19 protein-coding genes and 1 pseudogene are annotated in these 23,906 nt (G+C 53.2%); 15 read left to right on the top strand and 5 right to left on the bottom strand.

Features of this window, described 5'->3' with window-relative positions; genetic code table 11:
- Window positions 1-283 precede the first annotated feature (283 nt).
- The 8 genes from GTU79_RS06800 (at window position 284) to GTU79_RS06765 (ending at window position 9,236) form a co-directional block, all read left to right on the top strand.
- Window positions 284-862, top strand: a complete 579-nt coding sequence (locus tag GTU79_RS06800) for a lipoprotein (RefSeq protein WP_132922936.1) — start codon at window positions 284-286, stop codon at window positions 860-862.
- A 91-nt stretch (window positions 863-953) separates the two neighbouring features.
- Complete coding sequence (gene ampG / locus GTU79_RS06795) at window positions 954-2,441, top strand: muropeptide MFS transporter AmpG (protein ID WP_132922937.1); 1,488 nt, start codon at window positions 954-956, stop codon at window positions 2,439-2,441.
- 454 nt (window positions 2,442-2,895) lie between these two features.
- Window positions 2,896-3,828: a cytochrome o ubiquinol oxidase subunit II gene (cyoA, locus tag GTU79_RS06790; protein WP_132922938.1), complete on the top strand. Its 933-nt coding sequence runs from the start codon at window positions 2,896-2,898 to the stop codon at window positions 3,826-3,828.
- Between the two features lie 4 nt (window positions 3,829-3,832).
- The gene (gene cyoB, locus GTU79_RS06785) at window positions 3,833-5,827 is read left to right on the top strand and encodes a cytochrome o ubiquinol oxidase subunit I (protein WP_203522400.1); all 1,995 of its coding nucleotides are present in this window, start codon (window positions 3,833-3,835) and stop codon (window positions 5,825-5,827) included.
- Window positions 5,817-6,434, top strand: coding sequence for a cytochrome o ubiquinol oxidase subunit III (locus GTU79_RS06780; protein ID WP_132922940.1), 618 nt, complete (start codon window positions 5,817-5,819; stop codon window positions 6,432-6,434). Before cyoB ends, GTU79_RS06780 begins: the two co-directional genes overlap by 11 nt.
- Window positions 6,431-6,763 carry a cytochrome o ubiquinol oxidase subunit IV gene (locus tag GTU79_RS06775; protein WP_132922941.1) on the top strand — a complete coding sequence of 111 codons (333 nt, stop codon included), beginning with the start codon at window positions 6,431-6,433 and terminating at the stop codon, window positions 6,761-6,763. The genes GTU79_RS06780 and GTU79_RS06775 overlap by 4 nt, the downstream gene beginning before the upstream one ends.
- Before the next feature lie 15 nt (window positions 6,764-6,778).
- Complete coding sequence (gene cyoE / locus GTU79_RS06770; protein ID WP_132922942.1) at window positions 6,779-7,669, top strand: heme o synthase; 891 nt, start codon at window positions 6,779-6,781, stop codon at window positions 7,667-7,669.
- 202 nt (window positions 7,670-7,871) lie between these two features.
- Window positions 7,872-9,236 carry an MFS transporter gene (locus GTU79_RS06765; protein WP_203522401.1) on the top strand — a complete coding sequence of 455 codons (1,365 nt, stop codon included), beginning with the start codon at window positions 7,872-7,874 and terminating at the stop codon, window positions 9,234-9,236.
- Between the two features lie 76 nt (window positions 9,237-9,312).
- Here the strand turns inward: GTU79_RS06765 and GTU79_RS06760 are convergent, their stop codons facing one another.
- Window positions 9,313-10,980, bottom strand: a complete 1,668-nt coding sequence (locus GTU79_RS06760) for a hypothetical protein (RefSeq protein WP_214513795.1) — start codon at window positions 10,978-10,980, stop codon at window positions 9,313-9,315.
- Between the two features lie 779 nt (window positions 10,981-11,759).
- On the opposite strand from GTU79_RS06760, the gene GTU79_RS06755 reads away from it, so the two are divergent.
- Complete coding sequence (locus GTU79_RS06755; RefSeq protein ID WP_214513794.1) at window positions 11,760-12,002, top strand: hypothetical protein; 243 nt, start codon at window positions 11,760-11,762, stop codon at window positions 12,000-12,002.
- A gap of 1,349 nt (window positions 12,003-13,351) precedes the next feature.
- Here GTU79_RS06755 and GTU79_RS06750 read toward each other — a convergent pair.
- Window positions 13,352-13,843, bottom strand: a complete 492-nt coding sequence (locus tag GTU79_RS06750) for a YajQ family cyclic di-GMP-binding protein (RefSeq protein WP_132922945.1) — start codon at window positions 13,841-13,843, stop codon at window positions 13,352-13,354.
- Window positions 13,844-14,036: 193 nt separating this feature from the next.
- Here GTU79_RS06750 and panE point away from each other — a divergent pair, with 193 nt between their 5' ends.
- Both panE and yajL read left to right on the top strand, forming a co-directional pair.
- Window positions 14,037-14,954 carry a 2-dehydropantoate 2-reductase gene (gene panE / locus GTU79_RS06745; protein ID WP_132922946.1) on the top strand — a complete coding sequence of 306 codons (918 nt, stop codon included), beginning with the start codon at window positions 14,037-14,039 and terminating at the stop codon, window positions 14,952-14,954.
- A complete protein-coding gene (gene yajL / locus GTU79_RS06740; RefSeq protein WP_203522403.1) occupies window positions 14,914-15,504 on the top strand; it encodes a protein deglycase YajL in 591 nt (196 codons plus the stop codon). Before panE ends, yajL begins: the two co-directional genes overlap by 41 nt.
- A gap of 77 nt (window positions 15,505-15,581) precedes the next feature.
- Here yajL and thiI read toward each other — a convergent pair.
- Window positions 15,582-17,029: pseudogene (gene thiI / locus GTU79_RS06735) on the bottom strand (tRNA uracil 4-sulfurtransferase ThiI).
- Between the two features lie 226 nt (window positions 17,030-17,255).
- Between thiI and xseB the strand changes: the two are divergent.
- From xseB to dxs, 3 genes are read left to right on the top strand one after another with little or no spacing between them, the layout of a single operon-like run.
- Window positions 17,256-17,498: an exodeoxyribonuclease VII small subunit gene (gene xseB / locus GTU79_RS06730; protein WP_132922949.1), complete on the top strand. Its 243-nt coding sequence runs from the start codon at window positions 17,256-17,258 to the stop codon at window positions 17,496-17,498.
- Window positions 17,499-17,502: 4 nt separating this feature from the next.
- Entirely contained in the window at window positions 17,503-18,402 is a 900-nt protein-coding gene (gene ispA, locus GTU79_RS06725; RefSeq protein WP_420854157.1) for a (2E,6E)-farnesyl diphosphate synthase, read from the top strand.
- Window positions 18,403-18,439: 37 nt separating this feature from the next.
- Window positions 18,440-20,302: a 1-deoxy-D-xylulose-5-phosphate synthase gene (dxs, locus tag GTU79_RS06720; RefSeq protein ID WP_203522406.1), complete on the top strand. Its 1,863-nt coding sequence runs from the start codon at window positions 18,440-18,442 to the stop codon at window positions 20,300-20,302.
- Window positions 20,303-20,348: 46 nt separating this feature from the next.
- On the opposite strand, the gene GTU79_RS06715 is transcribed toward dxs, so the two are convergent.
- Both GTU79_RS06715 and GTU79_RS06710 read right to left on the bottom strand, forming a co-directional pair.
- Window positions 20,349-21,203: an inverse autotransporter beta domain-containing protein gene (locus GTU79_RS06715; RefSeq protein ID WP_203522407.1), complete on the bottom strand. Its 855-nt coding sequence runs from the start codon at window positions 21,201-21,203 to the stop codon at window positions 20,349-20,351.
- A 639-nt stretch (window positions 21,204-21,842) separates the two neighbouring features.
- Entirely contained in the window at window positions 21,843-22,733 is an 891-nt protein-coding gene (locus GTU79_RS06710) for an oxidoreductase (RefSeq protein ID WP_132922953.1), read from the bottom strand.
- Window positions 22,734-22,894: 161 nt separating this feature from the next.
- Here GTU79_RS06710 and GTU79_RS06705 point away from each other — a divergent pair, with 161 nt between their 5' ends.
- A complete protein-coding gene (locus tag GTU79_RS06705; protein WP_243701450.1) occupies window positions 22,895-23,845 on the top strand; it encodes an AraC family transcriptional regulator in 951 nt (316 codons plus the stop codon).
- Window positions 23,846-23,906 lie beyond the last annotated feature (61 nt).

Genomic DNA, 23,906 nt, shown 5'->3' with positions numbered 1-23,906 from the left:
CTGCGCGCTCAATATCGTCAATTAGAACTTTAGCCGACTTTTTATTAACTCATAGCACTAATATCATAAATATTTGTCTTAAAAAGCCGAAACTTCAACCCAGATGACCTGCGCTACGCTAAAGCGCCGGTAATGTGTTTTTTTGCCAACCAGGAAGATTGCGGGCCGGAAGAGCAACGTTAGCATAATTTAACGTGATTCTGATCTTCCCACCGCGAGCGGCAATGTTATTATGTGGCCAATTTGTCTCCCCCTATGCATCTTAATGATTGAGAAGGCGATTATGCTGAAAAAAATGTTCTTCCCCTTATTGGCTGCGCTGCTGCTCGCCGGCTGCGCCGCCAAAAGCAATACCCTTGAAGTGACCCCGAGAATCGACCTGCCGCAGCAGGATCCTTCCCTGATGGGCGTTACGGTCAGCATTAACGGTGCCGACCAGCGTCCCGACCAGGCCCTGGCGAAGGTGAACCGCGACGGCCAAATAGTGGTATTGACGCCCTCGCGGGATCTGCGCTTCCTGCTGCAGGAAGTCCTGGAAAAACAAATGACCGCGCGTGGCTATATGATAGGGCCGAACGGTGCGGTTGACTTGCAAATCGTGGTCAATAAGCTCTTCGCCGACGTTTCCCAAGGCAACGTGCGATATAACATCACCACCAACGCCGACATTTCGATTATCGCCACGGCGAAAAACGGCAACAAGCAGATGAAGCATTATCAGTCAAACTACAGCGTGCAGGGCGCATTCAACGCCAACAACGAAAATATCACCAAAGCCGTTAACAGCGTGTTGAGCGATGTCATCAGCGATATGGCGCAGGACACCAGCATCAGCCAATTTATTAAAGAAAACTCTCATTAATAAGCGGTATCATTCCTATCGACCCTCCCACGTTCCCACCCGCTCCGCGCGGGTGGGCTTTTAACCCACCGGTTAACGAACTGAACGACCTATGCCCAATCGCCATCTTAGCCTTGCAACCCTGGCCCAACCCCGATCGCTGATGTTGCTGTGCCTGGGCTTTGCCTCCGGCCTGCCGCTGGCGTTAACGTCCGGCACGCTCCAGGCCTGGATGACCGTGGCCAATGTGGATTTGAAAACCATCGGCTTCTTTTCCCTGGTGGGCCAGGCGTATGTCTTTAAATTCCTGTGGTCGCCGGTGATGGACCGCTATACCCCGCCGTCGTTCGGCCGGCGGCGGGGCTGGCTGATCATTACCCAATTGTCCCTGATAGGCGGCCTTCTCGCCATGGCGAGCCTCACGCCGGAGCGCAACCTGGGCGCTATGGCCGTGGTGGCGGTCTGGGTGGCTTTCTGTTCGGCGTCGCAGGATATCGTGTTCGATGCCTATAAAACCGATCTGCTGCCGCCGGAAGAGCGCGGAACCGGCGCCGCCGTCTCGGTATTAGGCTATCGCATCGCCATGCTGGTTTCGGGAGGTTTGGCGCTTTGGCTGGCGGACGGTTTTTTGGGATGGCAATACACCTATTATCTTATGGCCGGCTTAATGGTGATTGGCGTGGCGACGGCCTCGATGGCGCCGGAGCCGGATAACGCGATTCCGGCTCCCCGGACGCTGGAGCAGGCTATTGTGGAACCGCTGCGGGATTTCTTCGGCCGCAACAATGCCTGGCTTATCCTGTTGCTGATAGTGAGTTACAAACTTGGCGATGCCTTCGCCGGCGCCCTCAGTACGACATTTTTGATACGAGGGGTGGGTTTCGCCGCCGGAGAAGTGGGGGTAGTGAACAAGACCTTCGGTTTGCTGGCCACCATACTGGGTACTCTGGTTGGCGGCGTATTAATGCAGCGACTGACGCTGTTTCGCGCCCTGCTGCTGTTCGGCGTGCTGCAAACGGTATCCAATGCCGGCTACTGGGTGTTGGCGGTCACCGATAAGCATCTGGCCTCCATGGGCGCGGCCATCTTTGTGGAAAACCTCTGCGGCGGCATGGGGACCGCGGCTTTCGTGGCCCTGCTGATGAGTCTTTGCAATAAGTCCTTTTCCGCCACCCAGTTCGCACTGCTTTCCGCCCTGTCCGCCGTCGGCCGGGTCTATGTGGGCCCCATCGCCGGCTGGTTCGTGGAACTCCATGGCTGGGCCTGGTTCTATCTGTTCTCCGTCGTTGCCGGCGTCCCCGGCCTGCTGTTGCTGATAGTGTGCCGGGATACGCTGAGCTTCGCCCAGGAAACCGGCGACTTTCCCAGACGCGTCGGTTATGCCGGCCCCTACCGGTGGGCGCTGTGGTTACTGCTGGCCGGCGCCTCGCTGCTTGCGGCGGGCCTGGTGCTTATGCTGGCGCAGTCGGCCGGATGGCTGGACGCCACGCCGGTGACCGGCTATTGCTGGCAAAGCGGCGCCGCGCTGATCTCCCTGGCCATACTGGCGGGATGCTGCTGTGATTTTGCGTCGATGCGGCGTTCACGGGATGCCGGCTGATAGGCCAGAAAATAGACTAAATAAGAATTTCTCCTCATCTCTTTGCCGTAAAAACGTATCTTATTGCTATACAAAAGGGCTTTTTGTATCTGATTTTTATTATCGCGATAGGGCAGGAAGGTTATAGTTTAACAACTTTACTATTGCGGGAGGTACATATTTGCTTTTTGTAGCTTATTTGTCGTTAAATGCTATTTTTATGTTAATGTTATGATAAGAACACCGCCGCGTTATTCTTTATGAATCGAGAATATTTGCTCTGTGGCTTATTTTTCTCTAAGCCTTTGTGAGTATTCATATTTTGTCATAATTTTCCAAGCCAATGATATCTTTCACATCGAGCGGAAACATGTTTCTGACATAACCTTAAGCATGTTTACAGTACTGCAACCTTCCCGTAAAATGCCCACACACAAGAAACGACATTAGAGCCCTTTTTTATTGAGGTCGTTAGATGAGACTCAGGAAATACAATAAAAGTATAGGGATTCTGTCATTGATTTCCGCCGCCGCTTTACTGAGCGGTTGCGATATGGCGTTAATGAATCCCAAAGGACAGATCGGACTGGAGCAACGTTCACTTATACTGACTGCCCTCGGGCTGATGTTGCTGGTAGTCATACCTGCTATCGTCATGGCGGTGGTCTTCGCCATAAAATATCGCGCTACCAACACCAAGGCAACGTACAGTCCCAACTGGTCCCACTCAGGTAAAGTGGAACTGGTGGTCTGGACCGTGCCGATTCTGATTATCATTTTTCTGGCGACACTGACCTGGAAATCAACCCATGCGCTGGATCCCGGCAAACCCATCGCATCCAATGCCAAGACCATCAATATCGAAGTGGTGGCGATGGACTGGAAATGGCTGTTCATTTATCCGGAGCAAGGTATCGCCACCGTTAATCAGATTGCCTTCCCGGTGAATGTGCCGGTCAAGTTCAACATCACTTCCAACTCGGTAATGAACTCCTTCTTTATTCCCCGGCTCGGCGGACAGATTTACGCCATGGCGGGAATGAATGCCACGCTGCACCTGATTGCCAATGAACCCGGTGCTTACAACGGCATCTCTTCCAATTTCAGCGGCAGGGGATTCTCCGGCATGAAGTTCACCGCGATTGCCACACCGGACCAGCAGGGTTTTGATGAGTGGGTCCAAAAGGTGAAATCGTCGCCGGAAACCCTAAATACCATGGATGCCTATGAACAATTGGCCGCGCCGAGCGAATTCCATCCGGTGGAGTATTTTTCCAGTGTGAAACCCGACCTGTTCGATTCGGTCATCGGTAAATTCATGGGAAAGGGCAAGAGCATGGACATGACCCAGAAAAACGGGATGGACATGAGCATGAGTGAGCACTCTCACGCGGGAACCGAGGAATAACACGATGTTCGGATTATTAACGCTGGATTCGGTTCCGTATCATGAACCGATCATTATTATCACCGTGGCCGCCATTGTCGTTATCGGGCTGGCCCTGGTGGCGGCCATTACCTATTTTGGAAAATGGCAATATCTGTGGAATGAATGGTTTACCTCGGTGGATCATAAAAAAATCGGCGTAATGTACATGATTGTGGCCTTCGTAATGCTGCTGCGCGGCTTTGCGGACGCCATCATGATGCGCTCGCAGCAGGCGCTGGCCTCCGCCGGCGAAGCCGGTTTCCTGCCGCCCCACCATTATGATCAGGTGGTCACCGCCCACGGCGTCATCATGATTATCTTCATGGCGACCCCATTCGTGGTCGGCCTGATGAACCTGGCGGTGCCGCTGCAAATCGGCGCCCGCGACGTGGCATTCCCCTTCCTGAACTCCATCAGCTTCTGGTTTTTTGTGGTGGGGGTGATACTCATCAACATCTCGCTGGGCGTGGGCGAATTCGCCCAGACCGGGTGGGTGGCGTATCCGCCGCTGGCCGGCAAGGAGTATAGCCCGGGGGTGGGGGTGGATTACTGGATATGGAGTATCCAGATAGCCGGTATCGGCACCACTCTTACCGGGGTGAATTTCTTCGCCACCATTATGAAAATGCGCGCGCCCAACATGCCGCTGATGAAAATGCCGGTGTTTACCTGGACGGCATTGTGCACCAATATCCTGATTATCGCCGCGTTCCCCATTCTCACCGTCACCATCGTTCTGTTGACCCTGGATCGCTATCTGGGCACCCATTTCTTTACCAATGACATGGGCGGCAACATGATGATGTATGTCAACCTGTTCTGGGCCTGGGGTCATCCGGAGGTGTATATCCTGGTACTGCCGGTGTTCGGCGTTTACTCCGAGGTGGTGGCCACCTTCTCCAAAAAGAGGCTGTTCGGCTACACGTCGCTGGTATGGGCCACCATCGCCATCACGCTTCTGTCGTTCTGCGTCTGGCTGCATCACTTCTTCACCATGGGCTCCGGAGCCAACGTCAATGCGTTCTTTGGCATCATGACGATGATTATCGCCATACCCACCGGGGTGAAAATCTTCAACTGGCTGTTTACCATGTACCAGGGGCGCATTGTTTTCAATTCGGCCATGCTGTGGACCGTCGGTTTTATCGTCACCTTCTCCATCGGCGGCATGACCGGCGTGCTGCTGGCGGTGCCGGGCGCCGACTTTGTCCTGCACAACAGTCTGTTCCTGATAGCGCATTTCCATAACGTTATTATCGGCGGCGTGGTGTTCGGCTGTTTCGCCGGCATGACCTACTGGTGGCCGAAAGCCTTCGGTTACACCCTGAACGAGAAATGGGGCAAACGCGCCTTCTGGTTCTGGATTATCGGTTTCTACGTTGCGTTCATGCCGCTGTATGCGTTGGGTTTCATGGGCATGACCCGTCGTTTAAGCCAGCAAATCGACCCGCAATTCCATCCGCTGCTGATGGTGGCGGCCGGCGGCGTAGTCCTTATCGCCCTGGGCATTTTGTGCCAGGTGGTGCAAATCGTTCTCAGCGTCATCCAGCGGGATCAGAACCGGGATCTCACCGGCGACCCGTGGGGCGGACGCACCCTGGAATGGTCCACCTCCTCACCGCCGCCGTTCTATAACTTTGCCCTGGTGCCGGATGTCAACGATCATCGCGACGCTTTCTGGCAGATGAAGGAAGACGGAACGGCTTATCAGAAACCGCTGGCCTACGAACAGATCCATATGCCGAAGAATACCGGCGCAGGCGTCATTATCGCCGCCTTCAGCCTGTTTTTCGGCTTCGCCATGATCTGGCATATCTGGTGGCTGGCGATTGTCGGCTTTGCCGGCATGATAGTGACCTGGATTATCCACAGCTTCAACGAAGACGTAGATTACTACGTGCCCGCGGCGGAAGTGGAGCGTATCGAAAACCGGCATTTTGACCAAATTAGTGAAGCGGGCGTGAATAATGTCAACTGAGACCCTGTCAAATCATGATACCGCCCATGCCGCGCATGGGCACCACGATGCGGGAGCCATAAAGGTATTTGGCTTCTGGATCTACCTGATGAGCGACTGTATTTTATTCGCCACCCTGTTCGCCACCTATTCGGTTCTGGTGAACAGTGTCGCCGGCGGTCCGTCGGGCAAGGATATTTTTGAACTGCCCTTTGTACTGGTTGAAACCTTTTGCCTGTTATTCAGCAGCATCACCTACGGCGTCGCGATCCTCGCCATGCACAAAGGCAATAAAAGCCGGGTTATCACCTGGCTCGGACTGACCTTCCTGTTCGGCCTGGCGTTTATCTGCATGGAGCTGTATGAATTCCATCACCTGATAGAAGAGGGTTTCGGTCCTGACCGCAGCGGGTTCCTGTCCGGGTTCTTCACCCTGGTGGGCACGCATGGGCTGCATGTCACCTCGGGTCTTATCTGGATCCTGGTGATGATGGTGCAGGTTTCCCGGCGCGGCCTGAACGCCACCAATCAAACCCGATTGATGTGCCTGAGCCTGTTCTGGCATTTCCTCGACGTGGTGTGGATTTGCGTGTTTACCGTGGTGTATCTGATGGGAGCCATAGGATGAGTCATTCCGCAACCGGACACGGCGGCGCCAGTCACGGCAGCCTGAAGTCCTATTTAACCGGTTTTGTACTGTCAATCATTTTAACCGTCATCCCCTTCGCCATGGTGATGAACGGCTCGGCCACCAAAACCACCCTGATTGCGGTTCTGGTTGCCTGCGCGGTAGTACAAATATTAGTCCACCTGATCTATTTCCTGCATTTGGATTCCTCTTCCGAACAGCGGTGGAACCTGGTGGCCTTTGTCTTTGCAGTATTAATAATCGCGATTCTTGTTGTGGGCTCCCTGTGGATTATGTGGTACCTGAACTACAACTTGATGGGCCATTAAAAGAGCGCAACGGTAATGATTAAAAAATACCTGCAAGTCACTAAACCAGGGATTATTTTCGGTAATTTAATTTCTGTCATCGGTGGTTTTCTTCTGGCCTCAAAAGGCCAGATAGATCACGCCCTGTTTATCGCCACCTTGATCGGTGTCTCGCTGGTGGTCGCGTCGGGTTGTGTTTTCAACAACTTTATCGACCGGGATATCGATAAAAAAATGGAAAGGACAAAAAACCGTGTCCTGGTGAAAGGACTTATCTCGCCGAAAGTCACGCTGGTTTATGCAACCGTGCTGGGTATTGTGGGCTTCGTCTTGCTCTATACGGCGGCCAATCCGCTGGCCATGTGGCTGGCGGTAATGGGCTTTATCGTTTATGTCGGCATCTATAGCCTGTACATGAAACGCAAGTCGGTTTACGGCACCTTGATAGGCAGCCTGTCGGGCGCCGCGCCGCCGGTTATCGGCTACTGCGCCGTCAGTGACAGGTTCGATATGGGGGCGTTGATCCTGCTGCTGATCTTCAGTTTGTGGCAAATGCCTCACTCTTACGCCATCGCCATCTTCCGCTTCAAGGATTATCAAGCGGCGTCCATACCGGTACTGCCGGTGAAACGGGGGATTTCGGTTACCAAACACCATATCACCCTTTATATCATCGGCTTTATGGTGGCCACGCTGATGCTGACGCTTGGGGGGTATGCCGGTTACAAGTACCTGATTGTCGCGGCATCGGTAAGCGTCTGGTGGCTGGGCATGGCCTTGCAGGGCTACAAATCAGCCAATGATGATAAGGTCTGGGCGCGCAAGCTGTTTATATTTTCCATCGTCGCCATTACCTCGCTGAGCGTCATGATGTCGGTGGATTTTATGGTCCCGGCCAGTAACAGCTTGTTATCCTATGTATGGTAATTAATGTATGGTCATTAATGTATGGTCATTAATGTCTGCTAAGTAGTCTTTTACGGCAAAGCCTTGCTTTGCCGTCCCCCTCTCCCAACCGGCCTCTTTCCCGAATCAATGGCGCTTTGCCGTAACATCTGTTAAAAGACATTCCATTTCCCCCGCTTCAGAATGGCTGTAAAATAACCCGCCTAGGTATCATGAGGTAAGAATGAACGACAATAAAATGACCGGCACCGAACTACGCGCCACCTGGGGTTTGGGTACGGTTTTTTCATTACGGATGCTGGGCATGTTTATGGTGCTGCCGGTCCTTACCACCTACGGTATGGCGCTCCAGGGAGCAAGCGAGGCGCTGATCGGCCTGGCTATCGGTATATACGGACTGGCGCAGGCGGTATTCCAGCTGCCTTTCGGGCTGATTTCCGATCGCGTCGGCCGCAAACCGCTTATCGTAGGCGGGCTATTGGTGTTTGCCCTCGGCAGCGTGATAGCCGCCATGACCGACTCAATATGGGGCGTCATACTGGGACGTGCTCTGCAGGGTTCCGGCGCTATCGCCGCGGCGGTGATGGCGCTGTTATCGGATTTGACCCGGGAACAGAACCGCACCAAAGCCATGGCCTTTATCGGCATCAGCTTTGGCGTTACCTTCGCCATTGCCATGGTGCTGGGTCCGATTATTACCCATGCCCTCGGTTTGCACGCACTGTTCTGGGGTATCGCCATTCTGGCGTTGATGGGTATCGTATTGACCCTGCTGGTGGTGCCTAACGCCGATGCCCATATTCTCAACCGCGAATCCGGCATCGTTAAGGGCAGCTTTGCCAAGGTACTGGCCAATCCCCAGTTATTAAAGCTGAATTTCGGCATCTTCTGCCTGCATGCGTTATTGATGTCCAGTTTTGTCGCCCTGCCCCCCATGATGGTTAACGCGGGACTGCCGGCCGCCGATCACTGGAAAGTCTATCTGGTGACCATGCTGATTTCGTTCGCCGCCGTGGTTCCCTTTATCATCTATGCCGAAGTTAAAAGGCAGATGAAGCGGGTGTTTATGGGCTGCATTACGGTCTTGATGCTGGCTGAGATCGTTTTATGGTCCGCCGGGCTGCATTTGTGGACCATTTTCATCGGCGTGCAGCTGTTTTTTCTGGCGTTTAACGTGATGGAAGCCATATTGCCCTCATTGATCAGCAAAGAAGCGCCGGCCGGTTACAAAGGCACCGCCATGGGCATCTACTCCACCGGCCAGTTTCTCGGCGTCGCGGTGGGTGGCAGCCTGGGCGGCTGGCTGTTTCAATTGTCCGGTGCCGGACTGGTCTTCTTGACCGGTGCGGGAATTTCTCTGATATGGTGGCTGGTGAGCAGCCGGCTGCGTGAACCTCCCTATGTCAGCAGCCTGCGGCTGACCCTGTCCGCGCTGGCGGTAAAAGACGGCGGCCTGGAGCAGCGATTGAAATCACAGCCCGGGGTTACCGAAGTGGTGGTGGTGCCGGAAGAGCAGAGCGCCTATGTCAAAATCGATACCAAACGCACCAACCGAATTGAGCTGGAGCGTCTGGTGGACGCGCTATAAATCAGTTGCCTTGCTGCCGGCGGCTATACGACAGCCGAGGAGAGGCTCAGTGACACGCCGGCGGAGGCGGTTCGTATCAATAGGTATTCCCGGAAAAGAGATTTTTTGCGCTAAAAGGAACTTCCGATATCTCCTCCAAAATGACCCCGATGCGTTTTCTTGGAAATATATATTGTGATATCCCATTGGCAATACTGATGCCCTTGACGCGAAAATAAGTTTTCGGCGGATAGAGATATTCCACTTCATCAAGCACCGTGCTGGCGGCCAGAGGTATAAGCGGGGTGCATTTTCCACCGTTGTCGATTCGATAGATAACTAATGCTTCCAGACCTTTTTCAATTTCTGGGCCGTCTTCCGCGGCCTGTTCAGCAAAAAGCCGCGCAAACGCATCGTCCCCCGACACGCTCATCAGTTGCGGATAATTGGTAACAATGTCCCCCACGATAATATCATGAAGCCAAGGAATGTGGTGGCCCTGCCGGTATTCCGCGATACGCAGATAGCTTCCGCGCTGCCTTGGTATATCCGCGCGCAAAAAAGCCATAAGACCGTCATAAACCTCTTTTTCGTCCGCAGCGAAGGGTAAGCCGTCCCGCAATTTTTGGTTGATCTCGACGTTGATAGGCCTTTTGTTCAAGCTGGTGAGGTTAGGCGAACCATTACTGTAGCTTCTGACGTCATCTTCAACCAAAGACCAGGTACGTACCGCGGTTTTTTCATTTCCCAATAATCGGGCAAAGGCGCGCTCATATTCAGTGGCGTCTAGGCTGTTCTGATGCAATGAGATGCCGATTTCCGGAAAAAGCACGGATTCGCTGTCCCCATCGCCGAAGGTTTTAATATAAAATTGCTTAGGTAAATTCTTTTCCGCCCTATAGGCGGCCCGCCAGGACCGTTCGACGCTGCCTGCCGCGCCCCCCTGCGGGTAATGATGCATAGGGGGGCGATTGCCGTGGCCACTGGCTGGCGAAAGTATGACTTCACGCAGTGATTCATGAACGTGTTCCGACAGATGTCTTTGCTCGTTCATCCATTGCCTGCCCCGTATTTTTGCGCCGTGGCCGCCTAAACCCTGGATTCGAAGATTATCCAGCCTTTTTGCCAAATCAAGGGGGATGGGCACCAAGGTTTTATCGGCGGACAATGTATATTTACGGCCAAAGATATCATTGTTTACGGGGTTTACCCGGACATAGATTTCTTGCCCGCCAGGCGTTTTCTTCTGGAGCTTTACCACCGGCACCTGCAGTCCCGAGGCGGACAAACGTCCCGTATCATAAAGTTTTGCCGGGGAAGTGATGGATTGCCCGATTTTTTTCCTTTGCAGGGCTGCAAAAAGTTTTTTTAGCGCCGGGGCAGATCTGCTTGCAATGCCGACCCCTTTCGTCACCTGTGTGACTATTGCGCCGCTTAATCGCCCGGCCATCTCCAGACCTGGATCGAACAGGCGAAGAAATTCGATGCCCAAGTCGGTCAGTGCCAAACGATTTAGCTCGCGGGAGGCGGGCAAGATAGCAAATCTGGAAAGAGCGGGCATCGCTTTTTTCATCGCCATTCGCAGGGATTGCCTGGCGGCAAAACCACTTACCGCCTCACCTAATGCTATCCTTGCACCATAGCCGAAGGTTTTCGCGGCCTGGGTGCTCATCATTAATCCCTTGACCGCAAACGGACCCACCATCACGATATCTGCGCTACAGGCCACGGCAGCTTCCTTTTCCTCCGCCGCCAGGAGGTGCATTGAGCAATCATGGAAAGGTATCAAAGATAAGAAAAAAGTCCGGGTCTTCTCCGCCGCCGTTTTTCATAACCTTCGTTATTCAAACTAACGTATAAAATGTCACGGTGAAGCTGGCTTAGCTGTGCTGCCAATACCTTAAGTGATTGATCGGGCGACTGCAAAGAGCGCGATCTTCCTTATGCAAAACAAGTCTGACATCTTTATCGAATTCTAATTCAGGGAAAAATTCTTCAATAACTCAAAATAGGCTTTCAGATCATCATCAGTTCGTTTTATCCGATAGCCGTCTTTTCCTTGATTAATGCATAGACTCTTTCTTCATTATTTTTACTCGCCGCGAATATATCGACATCCTGCCTTATAGCCAAGTTAACATATTGAGAAAAGCCAAATAACCCAAGGCTGTTTGTGGTTTAAGGCGGTGTGCGAAGCTCACTCTGGTTTTATCTCCGAAAAGCCAGAAATTCAAGTTCGCCAACATCGATAGCGGATATCACTTTGTAAATAATCCTTTTATCAACGTTTGCGAATGCGTCGGCAATATCGGCGTTTTGCCTTTCGTATATTGAGTCTAGACTCGGCAATTGCCTATCGGCGTTGATAGCCCGGAGACGACATCAGCACAGGTTAAACCGCTGTTATAGTATTTATAGTATGAAACGTAGGGCATTTCGTCTTTATTCCCTACGTTACAATATGTATCAATCACCTTTTCAGCAAGCTGTGACCTGGTTTGATAGGATGCTAACGCTTCAGAGAAATAAGTTACCGGATCATTCATGGCATTGAATTTGTCACAGGCCAATAAATACTCTTCAAGAATAACTTTTTATGCCGGAAGGCTCAATGATATTATTGATATCAATAACGTCATCAGTATCTATGCTATGTTTGACATGATAAAGCATAGCTGGCAACATAAACAATTTAAAAGGGAGGGTCAGAAAGACCTTCTTTTAACATGGAGTCCAATACAATACCGAAGGATAATAGCTCACTGGCTGAAATTGATTGCAGATTGATTTCAGCGCCCATGGCAAAGCATAGGCCTGCATGTAGATATCCCCATTCAACAGACCCGATAGAATAGTGCACTGATGGATCAAGAATAGCATCAAAAAAATGTCGGCATAATCGGCAAGAAAATATTATCGGCAATGAACTCTAAGGCGCCCCCCTGCAAACCATCCGACCCGCTCATGCTGGTATCGTTTGTAAATCCTTGTCGCACTTTTTGAAGAAGATGAATGGCGAAATTCTGTGGTGAGGTCACGTTACCCAAGGATTCATTTCGGTAGACCTTGATAAATTCATTGACAATAAATGCTTCAATACCTTTCTCAAAAGCAATGAATGCATCCAGGCAGTCACCGTTTTTGCTGATTAAATTCGCTCATTTTCTCATTTTTTAGCTCCCATCAGACCGGAATGTCTTAGCATACGTCTGGCGACTTTTTCCATTCCATTGCTATTCGTATTAATATACTTCACCACAGCATTAATTAAATCCGCGTTTCCCCACGATTGTTTGCCATTCATAAGATTTTTATTAATCAAAAACTTTTAATATTTTTGTGGCCAGGATCCAGACGGTAAATAAAGAGAAGCTGACTCATCATTGTTTCCGACGCTGCGTCTCAGGTGATGCCTGGGAAAAATGCTATCATGGCTATCGATTTTAACCAAAATCGCATCAGGAAACAGGGTAGTGTCAGCGTTATTATCAGCCGATGCGACCGGCATTCCCAAGACAGACTGGCCGGACAGCGGTCCGGCGCCGCGTTGAAGGGATTATTCCCTGCCGCGTTAACGTGTCCCAACCTAGGCTGCATCGGCGAAAAGCCGATGCGTAGAGTATTTGCAAGGCGAGGTTTGTTAACTTTCCCTTGTGACGGACTTTTGGCGGCGCCAAAGCTATATTTTCCGGCTTTCTTATGCTTTTAGCGTCTCAAAAATCGCAATGTTTCTTCATATTCTTGTGGGTTATCTTCATTGGATAATAATTCTCTATTTATAATATTATCAGATGTTTTATAATCAGAAATATACATAGCAATTCTCTTTGTGAGTTTAATTCAGTTTGACTCTACTTTTTTAATAAGCGCCGCCAGAATTTTATTTCACATTAAAGAAATGAGTTTTGTTCTATGCAGAGTGTAATTTCTTTTTAATCTATAAAGCTGCTAGAGAAATAGTAGTTTAATCAATTATTGCAAAACAGAACTTACGCGTGACGCCCGGCTGTAAAAACCATACCCACGTCTCGATCCCGGCTTGGATTCTCCCGCCATAACCATAAATCCGCTCTCCGGCAGTGTAGCCAAAGAGCGGAACGCCGATATTTGTTCAGGCCGGGCAGCGGTAGGGCCCCTCAATCGCGAAAATTGGTGAACTGGAACGGCTGGCCCAGCTCGCCGCCTTTGACCAACGCCATGGCGCCCTGCAAATCATCCCGTGATTTACCGGTGACCCGCACCTGTTCGCCCTGGATCTGCACCTGCACCTTGAGCTTGCTGTCTTTGATCAGTTTCACCAGCTTTTTGGCCAGAGTGGACTCTATACCCTGCTTGAGCTTGGCCTCGATGCTGTAGGTTTTGCCGCTGCGCGCCATCTCGTCGGGCAGTTCGATAGCCCCGCCCTCGATACCACGCTTGGCCAGCTTCTCCCGCAGTATCTCTACCAATTGCTGCACCTGGAAATCGGATTCGCTGGTGGCGGTTATGCTTTGGTTTTTTTCATTCAGCTCAAAACTTGCCGGCACGTTGCGAAAATCCCAGCGGGTGGATAATTCCCGATTGGCATTTTCCACCGCGTTACGAACTTCTTGCATATCTATTTCTGAAACGATATCAAATGAGGGCATAATGTTTCTCTTTCAGTCTCACCATGGCAAGCATCATACCTGCTTGGTTTGCCGGATACAAAAGCCAGTGGTCGCCCATTGCCTGTTCCCCGGCCGGCGGCAATATGTCCCATATAGCGTAAATGTCTATAATGAAGGCGTCGCACTGCACATGAAGCCGGGTGAAGGCTAAATCTACACAAGGGTTAGGCACATGAATATTACCGTTCTGGGTTGTGGGGCTATCGGCCAACTCTGGCTGGCGGGACTGTTCCAGCAGGGACATACCCTCCAGGGCTGGCTGCGCGTGCCGCAACCCTTTTGCACCGTTGATGTGGTTTCACCCCTGGGAGAAACCTTTCAACATCAGCTGCCGGCCAATAATACCGCGTTACTGGCCGAGAGCGATTTATTGCTGGTGACCCTGAAAGCCTGGCAGGTTTCCGACGCGATCAGAAGCCTGCTGCCGCAGCTTAAAGCGGACTGCGCCATCTTATTATTACATAATGGCTTGGGCACCCGTGAAGAATTGCCGGCCCTGACCCAGCCCCTTTTGCAAGGCATAACCACCCATGCGGCCTACCGCGGCGGCGATGGCAGCATTATCCATGTCTACAGCGGTACCACTCGTATCGGGCCGCTGACCGCCAATGCTCAATCCATCAGTTCGATTGCGGAAGTTTTGCACGATGCGCTGCCGGACGTGGCCTGGCATGACAATATCGCCGCTACCTGCTGGATTAAGCTGGCGTCGAACTGCATTATCAACCCGCTTACCGCGGTGTATGAATGCACAAACGGCGAGATCGAGCGTTTCAGCAGCGAAATCGAAGAGTTATGCCGAGAAGTGGCGGCGGTAATGGATCGCGAAGGTTTTCACACCTCCTATGAAAGCCTGCTGCTTTATGTCGGGCAGATTATCAGAAACACCGCCGGCAACACCTCCTCCATGCTGCAGGATATACGGGCCCAGCGCCATACCGAAATTGATTATATCAACGGTTATCTACTGCGGCGCGCGCGGGCGCACGGCATCAATGTCCCCGCCAATCAACGTTTGTATGAACTGGTTAAGCAAAAGGAGAATCGTTATGACCGTCTCGGCACTGGTATGTCTGGCGAATGGGAGTGAGGAGACAGAAGCCGTCACCGTTATCGATCTGCTGGTGCGGGGCGGGATTGAGGTAACAACCGCCGCCGTGAATAACGGCGAGGGGCTTGAAGTCCGCTGTTCGCGGGGAGTGCGTCTGCTGGCGGATACGCCCTTGTCGGCAGTGCTCGACCGATTGTTTGATGTCATTGTATTGCCTGGCGGCGCCAAAGGCGCTGAAGGCTTCCGGGACGATCCACAGTTGGTGGCGACCATCCGTCGGATAAAAAGTCAGGGCAAGCTGGTAGCGGCAATCTGCGCGGCGCCGGCGCTGGTATTACAACACCATAAGCTGTTCCCCTCCGTCGCCATGACCGGCTTCCCGGCATTGAAGGATCGTATACCGCCCACAGAGTGGCGTGATAAGCGCTGGGTGTATGTGAAGGAGAATAACCTGTTGACCAGCCAGGGTCCGGGGACCGCAATGGATTTTTCCCTGAAAATCATCGATATTTTGCTGGGCACGGCCAAGGCGGCCGAGGTGGCGGAGCAATTGGTGTTGCCCTCGGGTGTGGATAATTACGCTGGCTGAGAATTTCCCGCGAACGGGGGCGAAGGGGAACGGGCGGCAGCCGGGGTTTTATACTTTCTGCGCCGCCCTATTCCCGTTTACGGCCGGTATACCTTGACGTTGGCAAATCCCTGCTCGCGCAAATAGAGCGCCTGCAGACGGCTCATGACTCCCCGTTCACAGTACAACAGATAGGATTTGCTCTGATCCAGTTCACTGAACAGGGATCCCAGTTTGTAAAACGGCAACGCCTTGACGGGAATATTGTCCAATACCAGCGGCTGGCTCTCCTGTTCATCCACCGGGCGAATATCCAGCACGATATCGTTATCGCCTACCTGGTCCGAGGTTTCAACCTCAACCACATCCTGGTTGGTTTGTTCGATAATCTCCCTGATGTCGATGCTTTGGGCTTCATCAACCGCCCGATCGAGAATGGCAAAATCAAAATTCGCTTCTTCCTGTTCAATACGCTGTTTTACCGCTTTCACCGTCGGGCTTTTGGAAATGACGCCGCAATATTCCGGCATGGTTTTGGCAAAATCCTCGGTGCCGATGCTGCGGGCCAGGTTGATAATATGTTCTTTATCATGGGAGATAAGCGGCCGCAGGATCAAAGTGTCGGAGACATTATCAATCAGGCGCAGATTGGTCAGCGTTTGGCTGGAGACCTGGCCGAGCGCCTCGCCGGTCACCAGCGCCTGGATGCCGTAGCGTTCGGCCATTTTCGACGCCGCCCGCACCATCATGCGCTTGAGCACGACGCCCATTTGCCCGTCGTCCACCTTCTCCAGGATTTCGCCCACTACCGCCGCAAAATCAATGGCGATAAAACGGACCCGGTGGGAGCTGCCGAAGCGGTTCCAGATATGGTGGGCCACCTGCCGGACGCCAATCTCATGGGCCGCGCCGCCGAGGTTAAAGAAGCAGTAGTGCACGCGACAGCCCCGGCGTATCAGCATATAGCTGGATACGCCTGAATCGAAGCCGCCGAGATCAGGGACAGCACGTCTTCCTGGGTGCCGATGGGGTACCCGCCGATGCCTTCATAGCGTCCGGTGATAAGCAGCAGCCGGTCATCTTCGATTTCAAGATGCACCGTTTCTTCGGGGTGATTGAGCTTGACGCGTGTTCCGGCCACATTCTGGTTCAGTCCGCCCCCGACGTAGCGCTCCACGTCCTGCGAGGTAAAGTCGTGGGTGCCACGGCGCTTCACGCGCACGCAGAAGGTTTTGCCAACCAGGCGATCGTGATTCAGCGCCAGGGTTTGCCGGTAGATATCATGCATATCTTCATAGGGATGATCTTCCACCGCCAGGATATGATGGATACCGGGAATACGTGTTAACGCGTCGACAATCGGCGTACGCTGGCTTTCATTCTGGGCGCGGACTTCAACATGGTCCCAGTGGCGCACTACCGCCAGAGATTCGTCGTAATGTTTCAAGACGTTGCGAATATTGCTGGTGAGGATTTTGATAAAGCGCAGCCGTACGGATTGACTCTTTATCGTAATTTCCGGAAACAGTTTGATGATAAACTTCATGGCGATAGTCGTTATGTGATCAGAAAAAGACAACGCATCGGAACACGTCATATAATGAGATATCGGTAATCCCCGGCGCCTGGGCGCGGGCGTTATCAATAGCATCCGAGGCGCGGAGTATATCACCTTCCGTCAGCGGATTGAGGCTCAATTTGCTTATCAGCGCACTCTGGGCTAACGTTGACTGCTTTCATACTCGCAGCCACTCACTATATTGAAAAAAATTATGCCGAAAAAAGCCGAACAGCCCGCCAGTTTTGAAACAGCGCTGAAAGAGCTGGAGCAAATTGTTACCCATCTTGAATCCGGCGAACTGCCGCTGGAGGATGCGCTGAATGCGTTTGAGCAAGGCGTGCAGCTGGCGCGCCAAGGCCAGCAAACCCTGCGGCAGGCCGAGCAGCGGGTGCAGATTTTGTTGAGCGAGGACAAGGAAGCGCCGTTAACGCCATTCACCCCGGATGCGGAATAGGACCATGAGTGATTTTGCCTCGCAGCTCAAGGCCAGCCATGAGCGGGTCAACGGCGCGCTGGATCGCTTTTTTGCGCCGCTGGACCATCGCGAACCGCTGATGCAGGCCATGCGCCACGGTGCGTTATTGGGCGGTAAGCGCCTGCGGCCGTTTTTGGTTTACCGTACCGGGCAGATGTTCGGCCTGTCGCCTGACATACTGGACGCGCCGGCGGCGGCCATTGAGTGTATCCATGCCTATTCGTTAATCCATGACGACTTGCCCGCCATGGATAATGACGATTTGCGGCGCGGCCAGCCCACCTGCCATCGGAAATTTGGCGAGGATACCGCTATTCTGGCCGGAGATGCTTTGCAAACGCTGGCGTTTTCCATTCTGGCTGATGCGACGATGCCGGGGGTGCCGGCCCAGGATCGCCTGCTGATGATATCCGCCCTGGCGCAGGCCAGCGGCGCCCGCGGCATGTGTCTGGGTCAGGCGCAGGATCTGGCGGCGGAAGGTCATCCGGTGACATTGCCGGCCTTGGAAACCATCCACCGGCACAAAACGGGTGCCTTGATCCGGGCGGCGGTAGCGCTGGGCGCACTGGCCGCCGGCGCACCGGGCAAACAGCTTTTGCCCCATCTGGATCGCTATGCCGCCGCCATCGGGCTGGCGTTTCAGGTGCAGGACGACATTCTGGACGTTGTGGGCGATACCGCCACCATCGGCAAACGGCAGGGAGCGGATCAGCAACTGGGCAAAAATACCTACCCGGCGCTGCTTGGACTGGACGGAGCGCGGGCCAAGGCGCTGGATCTGCATCGGGAATCGTTGTCATCCTTAGAACATGTCGCCGCCCTGGGCTATGATACATCCACGCTGGCGGCATTGGCGCGTTTTGTTATCGAGCGTGACAAATAGCATTTGACGGTTTTATTACCTCAGGTATGAGTATCCAATGAGTCTTGATATAACAAAGTACCCGACCCTGGCATTAGCTGAAATTCCGGCGCAGCTGCGTCTGATGCCCAAAGAGAGTTTGCTGAAACTCTGCGATGAACTCAGGCAGTTTTTGCTCGACAGCGTGAGTCGCTCCAGCGGCCATTTCGCCTCGGGACTCGGTACCGTGGAACTCACCGTGGCGCTGCATTATGTCTATAACACGCCTTTTGATCATCTGATTTGGGATGTGGGCCATCAGGCTTATCCCCATAAAATCCTTACCGGACGGCGGGAAAAAATTTCCACCATCCGTCAAAAGGGCGGCCTGCATCCGTTTCCCTGGCGCGGCGAAAGCGAGTATGACGTCTTGTCCGTGGGGCACTCATCAACGTCCATCAGCGCCGGGCTGGGCATGGCCGTGGCGGCGGAGCATGAAGGCAAAGGCCGCCGTACGGTCTGCGTGATAGGGGACGGCGCCATTACCGCCGGCATGTCTTTTGAAGCGATGAATCACGCCGGCGACATCAAACCGGATCTGCTGGTTATCCTGAATGATAACGAAATGTCCATCTCGGAGAACGTCGGCGCGCTGAACAATCACCTGGCTCAAATCCTGTCCGGCAAGCTGTATTCCACCCTGCGGGAAGGGGGCAAAAAAGTGCTGTCCGGCATCCCGCCCATTAAAGAACTGGTAAAGCGTACCGAAGAGCACATCAAGGGCATGGTAGTGCCCGGCACCCTGTTTGAAGAGCTGGGTTTTAATTATATCGGGCCGGTTGACGGCCATGACGTGCTGGGGCTGGTGCATACCCTGAAAAATATGCGCGGCAGGAAAGGCCCGCAGTTCCTGCATATCATGACCAAAAAAGGCAAAGGCTACGCCCCGGCGGAAAAAGATCCCATTGGCTGGCATGCGGTGCCGAAGTTCGATCCGCAAATCGGCACGCTGCCCAAGAGCGCCGAAGGCCTGCCCACCTATTCGGCCATTTTCGGCAACTGGCTGTGTGAAACCGCCGCCGCCGACCCTAAATTGATGGCGATAACGCCGGCCATGCGGGAAGGATCCGGCATGGTGCCGTTTTCCCGGCAATATCCGGATCGCTATTTCGATGTAGCCATAGCCGAACAGCATGCGGTCACCTTTGCCGCCGGTTTGGCCATCGGCGGTTATAAGCCGGTGGTGGCAATCTACTCGACCTTTTTACAGCGGGCCTATGATCAGGTGATTCATGACGTGGCCATTCAGCGTCTGCCGGTGCTGTTCGCCATCGATCGCGGCGGTATCGTCGGGGCAGACGGGCCGACGCATCAGGGCGCGTTTGATTTGTCTTTTTTACGCTGTATTCCCAATCTGGTGATTATGGTGCCGAGCGACGAAAACGAATGCCGCCTGATGCTGCATACCGGCTACCATTATGAAGCCGGCCCCAGCGCGGTGCGTTATCCCAGGGGTAACGGCACCGGCGCGGCGTTCTCACCGCTGGCGCCGCTGGACATCGGCAAAGGGATTATCCGGCGCCAAGGGGAGAAAATCGCCCTGCTCAATTTCGGCACCCTGCTGCAGGAAGCCGACATCGCGGCCCGGCATCTAAACGCCACCCTGGTGGATATGCGCTTTGTGAAGCCCTTGGACGAGGAATTGATTGAGTCACTGGCCGCCGGCCATGAAGTACTGGTGACGCTGGAGGAGAATGCGGTCATGGGCGGGGCCGGCAGCGCGGTGAATGAATTTCTGATGCGCAAGCGGCTACTGGTGCCGGTATTGAATATCGGCCTGCCCGACCGGTTTATTCCACAGGGCTCCCAGCAGGAAATCCGCGCCGATATCGGCCTGGACAGCGTTGGTATTCTGAGCCAGATACAGCATTGGCTGGCGTGAAGCCCTCACCGGCGGCAAGAATAGCGCCTGCCGCACCGGACAATATTCACCGCCGATAGTCGAGCACCATATCACCATTGCGCTCCACCGAATCATATCGGCTGAGGTCCAGGGTTCGAAGGGAGGCTACTCCCCGCGGATTGAATTGTTCCCGCCAGGACAGGCCCAGCCGGTAATTTATTTGCAAAGTGATACGATCCTCGCTTTGATCTCCGCTGCCGACGCGCTGCTCAACCGCCAGCGTCAGCAGGGGAATCGGCGTATAATCAAGACCGACAATCAGCGCCCGGGGACTGTCCAACCGTTTATTTTTATCAAACAGCGCCACCCCGTCGCCATAATACTTCTCAAATACCATGCGAGCCCCCAATTGGGGAAAGAACGGCAAATAGGCATCGCCCCGCATATCGTAACCGAAGGCCGGCCGCTCATCAAAATTCTCCAAATCAGGGGAGTGGCTCCAGTTTTTTATTCGGTAATAAAGGTTTGAAGATAATTTAACATAGTGGGTCCAGAGTTCGGCACCCAGGCTCATACGCCGATTTGTGCCGCTAAAATCATTATCGAAGAACGAGTTTAAACCGAACATCCAGTTATTGGTAAACAGGCGGGCGCCGGCGCCCAGATTCAGCGTATTGCGGCTGTCCCGGTGACGACCGCTTAATTGAGTGAACAACATCGTATTTGGCCTGTTATCAAAGGGCACCAGCAGATCGACAGAACTGCCGTTCAAATGAAAATCATCGTCTGCATTAAACTGAAACCGGGCGCTGCCGAATTGACTGGATGATTCCCTGGCCGATTGCGCAAAAGAGGCAAGGTTGGCGGATTTGTCGTCGCCATCGAAGAAAGCCTCCCCGCCGGCCGTTAAACTATCGTTAGGACCGGCAGGGTTATTCACCACGGCCGCCTTAGGGGACGCCGCCAAAAAGAAAGGCACCGTTATAGCTATTATAACCCATGCATACAGGCCGCGATGAAGTAAAGGATAGAGTAAAAAAGCGTAACCAAGATGAGGATTTTTAATTGAACGATCGGCTGAATCATAAGCCATCCTGTACATATTGACGCCCCCCAAAATAAAGAATCCCGAGTTCCCGACACTTAGTATATTTTTATCTAATGCCATATTTAATATACATATTAAAACACAATTAACAGGATATTATTTTTATTACTTGTATTGCACAACAATACTTATCTATTATTGATTTAACTTTAAATTAATAGAAGCATGGCTTATTAAAATAAACGGCAGCCATAGGGAATAAAGGCCTGGCAACCTTATTGACAGGAACTAAATTATATAGATATCAAACGAATTATTTAGCAAATTTGAATGGGGAGGAATTATAATACAATCGTATTTAAAATGAATGGCGCCGCCGAGGACTATTCATTGGGCAATAGCGCCAGGGCGGGCCGCCAGATGATTCGCCGACTCTGTTGGTTTTATCTTCCCGCCCGCGGCTGAAGTGAAACCGGAAAAGTCTAAATGATGAGTTCAGTCCGTCCCGGGCGAAGCCTTCGGCGCATTGGGCTAACCGTCGGTGGATCGGGTTACCTTTTCCCAGGCGTCAATCTCAAGCGCGTATTGCGTCAGTTTGTCCCGTACCAGCGCCAGGGCGTCGCTGCCCAGCAACAAATGGGCGGGGGGCTCCCGGCTTTCAATCAGCCTCAAGATGGCCTGCGCGGCTTTGGCGGGATCGCCGAGCTGATGGCCGCTTTTTTCCTCGCGCGCTTTGCGGATGGGATCGAATATCGCGTTGTAATCGGCGATATTGCGCGGCGAGCGTACCATGGAGCGTCCGGCCCAGTCGGTGCGAAAAGAACCGGGCGCCACGGCGGTAACGGCGATGTTAAACGGCTTCAGTTCCTTGCCCAGCGCCTCGGATATACCTTCCAAGGCGAATTTGCTGCCGCAGTAATACGCAATACCCGGCATGGTAATGAATCCACCCATGGAGGTGATATTGACAATATGGCCGGCGCGCCGCTTGCGCATATAGGGCAATACCGCTTTGATCATCGCCACAGCGCCGAACACGTTGACATCAAACTGGCGCCGCATGTCCGCCAGCGGCGATTCTTCAAAAACCCCCTCATGACCGTAGCCGGCATTATTCACCAGAACGTCGATGGGGCCCAGCAATGACTCGGCATCAGCTATCAGGCTATCCATAAGTTCAATATCGGTAACATCCAGTATCCGTCCAAATGCCTGTGCCGGGTTTAATGCTTCGAAGTCGGCCTTTGCCGCCGGGCTTCGTACCGTTCCTATTACCCGATGCCCGTCGGCAAGAGCTGCTTTGGCCAAGGCCAGCCCGAACCCGCTGCTGACGCCGGTTATCAATAGCGTTTTGGCGGCAGTCGGGCCCGTTGTTTTCGCGTTTTCATGTAAAGACGCATCGTTTTTTACGGAATCATTCATTTTCAACACCCAAGTAGTGAGAGAGGAGTTGCATGATATCCCGTAGCGAGAATAGAACGGCTGTCTGTTGTTCTGTTTATCTTGCCTAATCCTATGAACAAGTAAATATTCTAGGCAAGCTATGGCATAATGCGCCCAGACGCCGATAAAAGGAAAACAGGATGGAAAAGACCGACGGCAACGACGCCTCGTTGCAGGACCGCATGGTTTCACTGCTGGGGAAATTGGCTCCGGAGGAGGGCTATAACCTGACGGCGCTGCCTGATGTGCGCTTTTTGCGCTCCAACCGTCCGCTAAGCCGCACGCCGGTATTATATGATCCGGGCATCGTGATCGTCTGCCAGGGGAGGAAGCGGGGGTTTTTCGGCGACCGGGTTTATCTGTATGACCGTCAGCATTATCTCGCCGTGTCGGTGCCGGTGCCCTTTACCATGGAAACCGATGCCAGCCCGGAACAACCGCTGCTGGCTATCTATATGCATCTTGATTTCAAGGTGGCGGCGGATTTGATGATCCGCATTGACCAGCGCTACACCGGCGTCCAGGCCAGGCCTCAGGGCATGATCTCCACGCCCATGGACCGGCGGTTCAGCGAATCGGTGCTGCGCTTCCTGGAAGCCATGAACCGGCCATTGGAGGCGGAGATCCTCGGCCCGTCCCTGGTGCGGGAACTGTATTACCATGTGCTTACCGGCGAACAGGGCAGTTCTATGCGCGCAGCGCTGCTGATGCAAGGCCGGTTCGGCAAGATTGCCAAGGCGATTGCGCGCATACACGCCTCGTTCAGCCAGGATCTCAACGTCGAGCGGCTGGCCGGCGAAGCGGGTATGAGCGTGCCCACATTCCATAGCCATTTCAAGTCGGTCACCAACACAACGCCGATACAATACCTAAAATCCATCCGCTTGCATCAGGCGCGCCTGCTGATGGTGCGCAACAATATGACCGCGGCGACGGCCTGCCTGGATGTAGGCTATGAAAGCGCGTCGCAATTCAGCCGGGAGTTTAAACGGTTATTCGGCCAAAGCCCGCAGGAGGAAGCCAAACGCATGAAAGCGAATTTCGCCCTGCCCCCGCCGCATACGGCTTCCGGCTTTATCTCGTCGCACTGACCCGTCATCATTCAAGCTGCAGGCGTTCGGCGGCGTTACGCGGCTCATCCATGAGCTCCGC

The organism is Sodalis ligni, assembly GCF_016865525.2.
Classification (GTDB): Bacteria; Pseudomonadota; Gammaproteobacteria; order Enterobacterales; family Enterobacteriaceae; genus Acerihabitans; species Acerihabitans ligni.
Note: the sequence above shows the minus strand (reverse complement) of the source record. Positions and strands in the feature narration are given on the sequence as shown.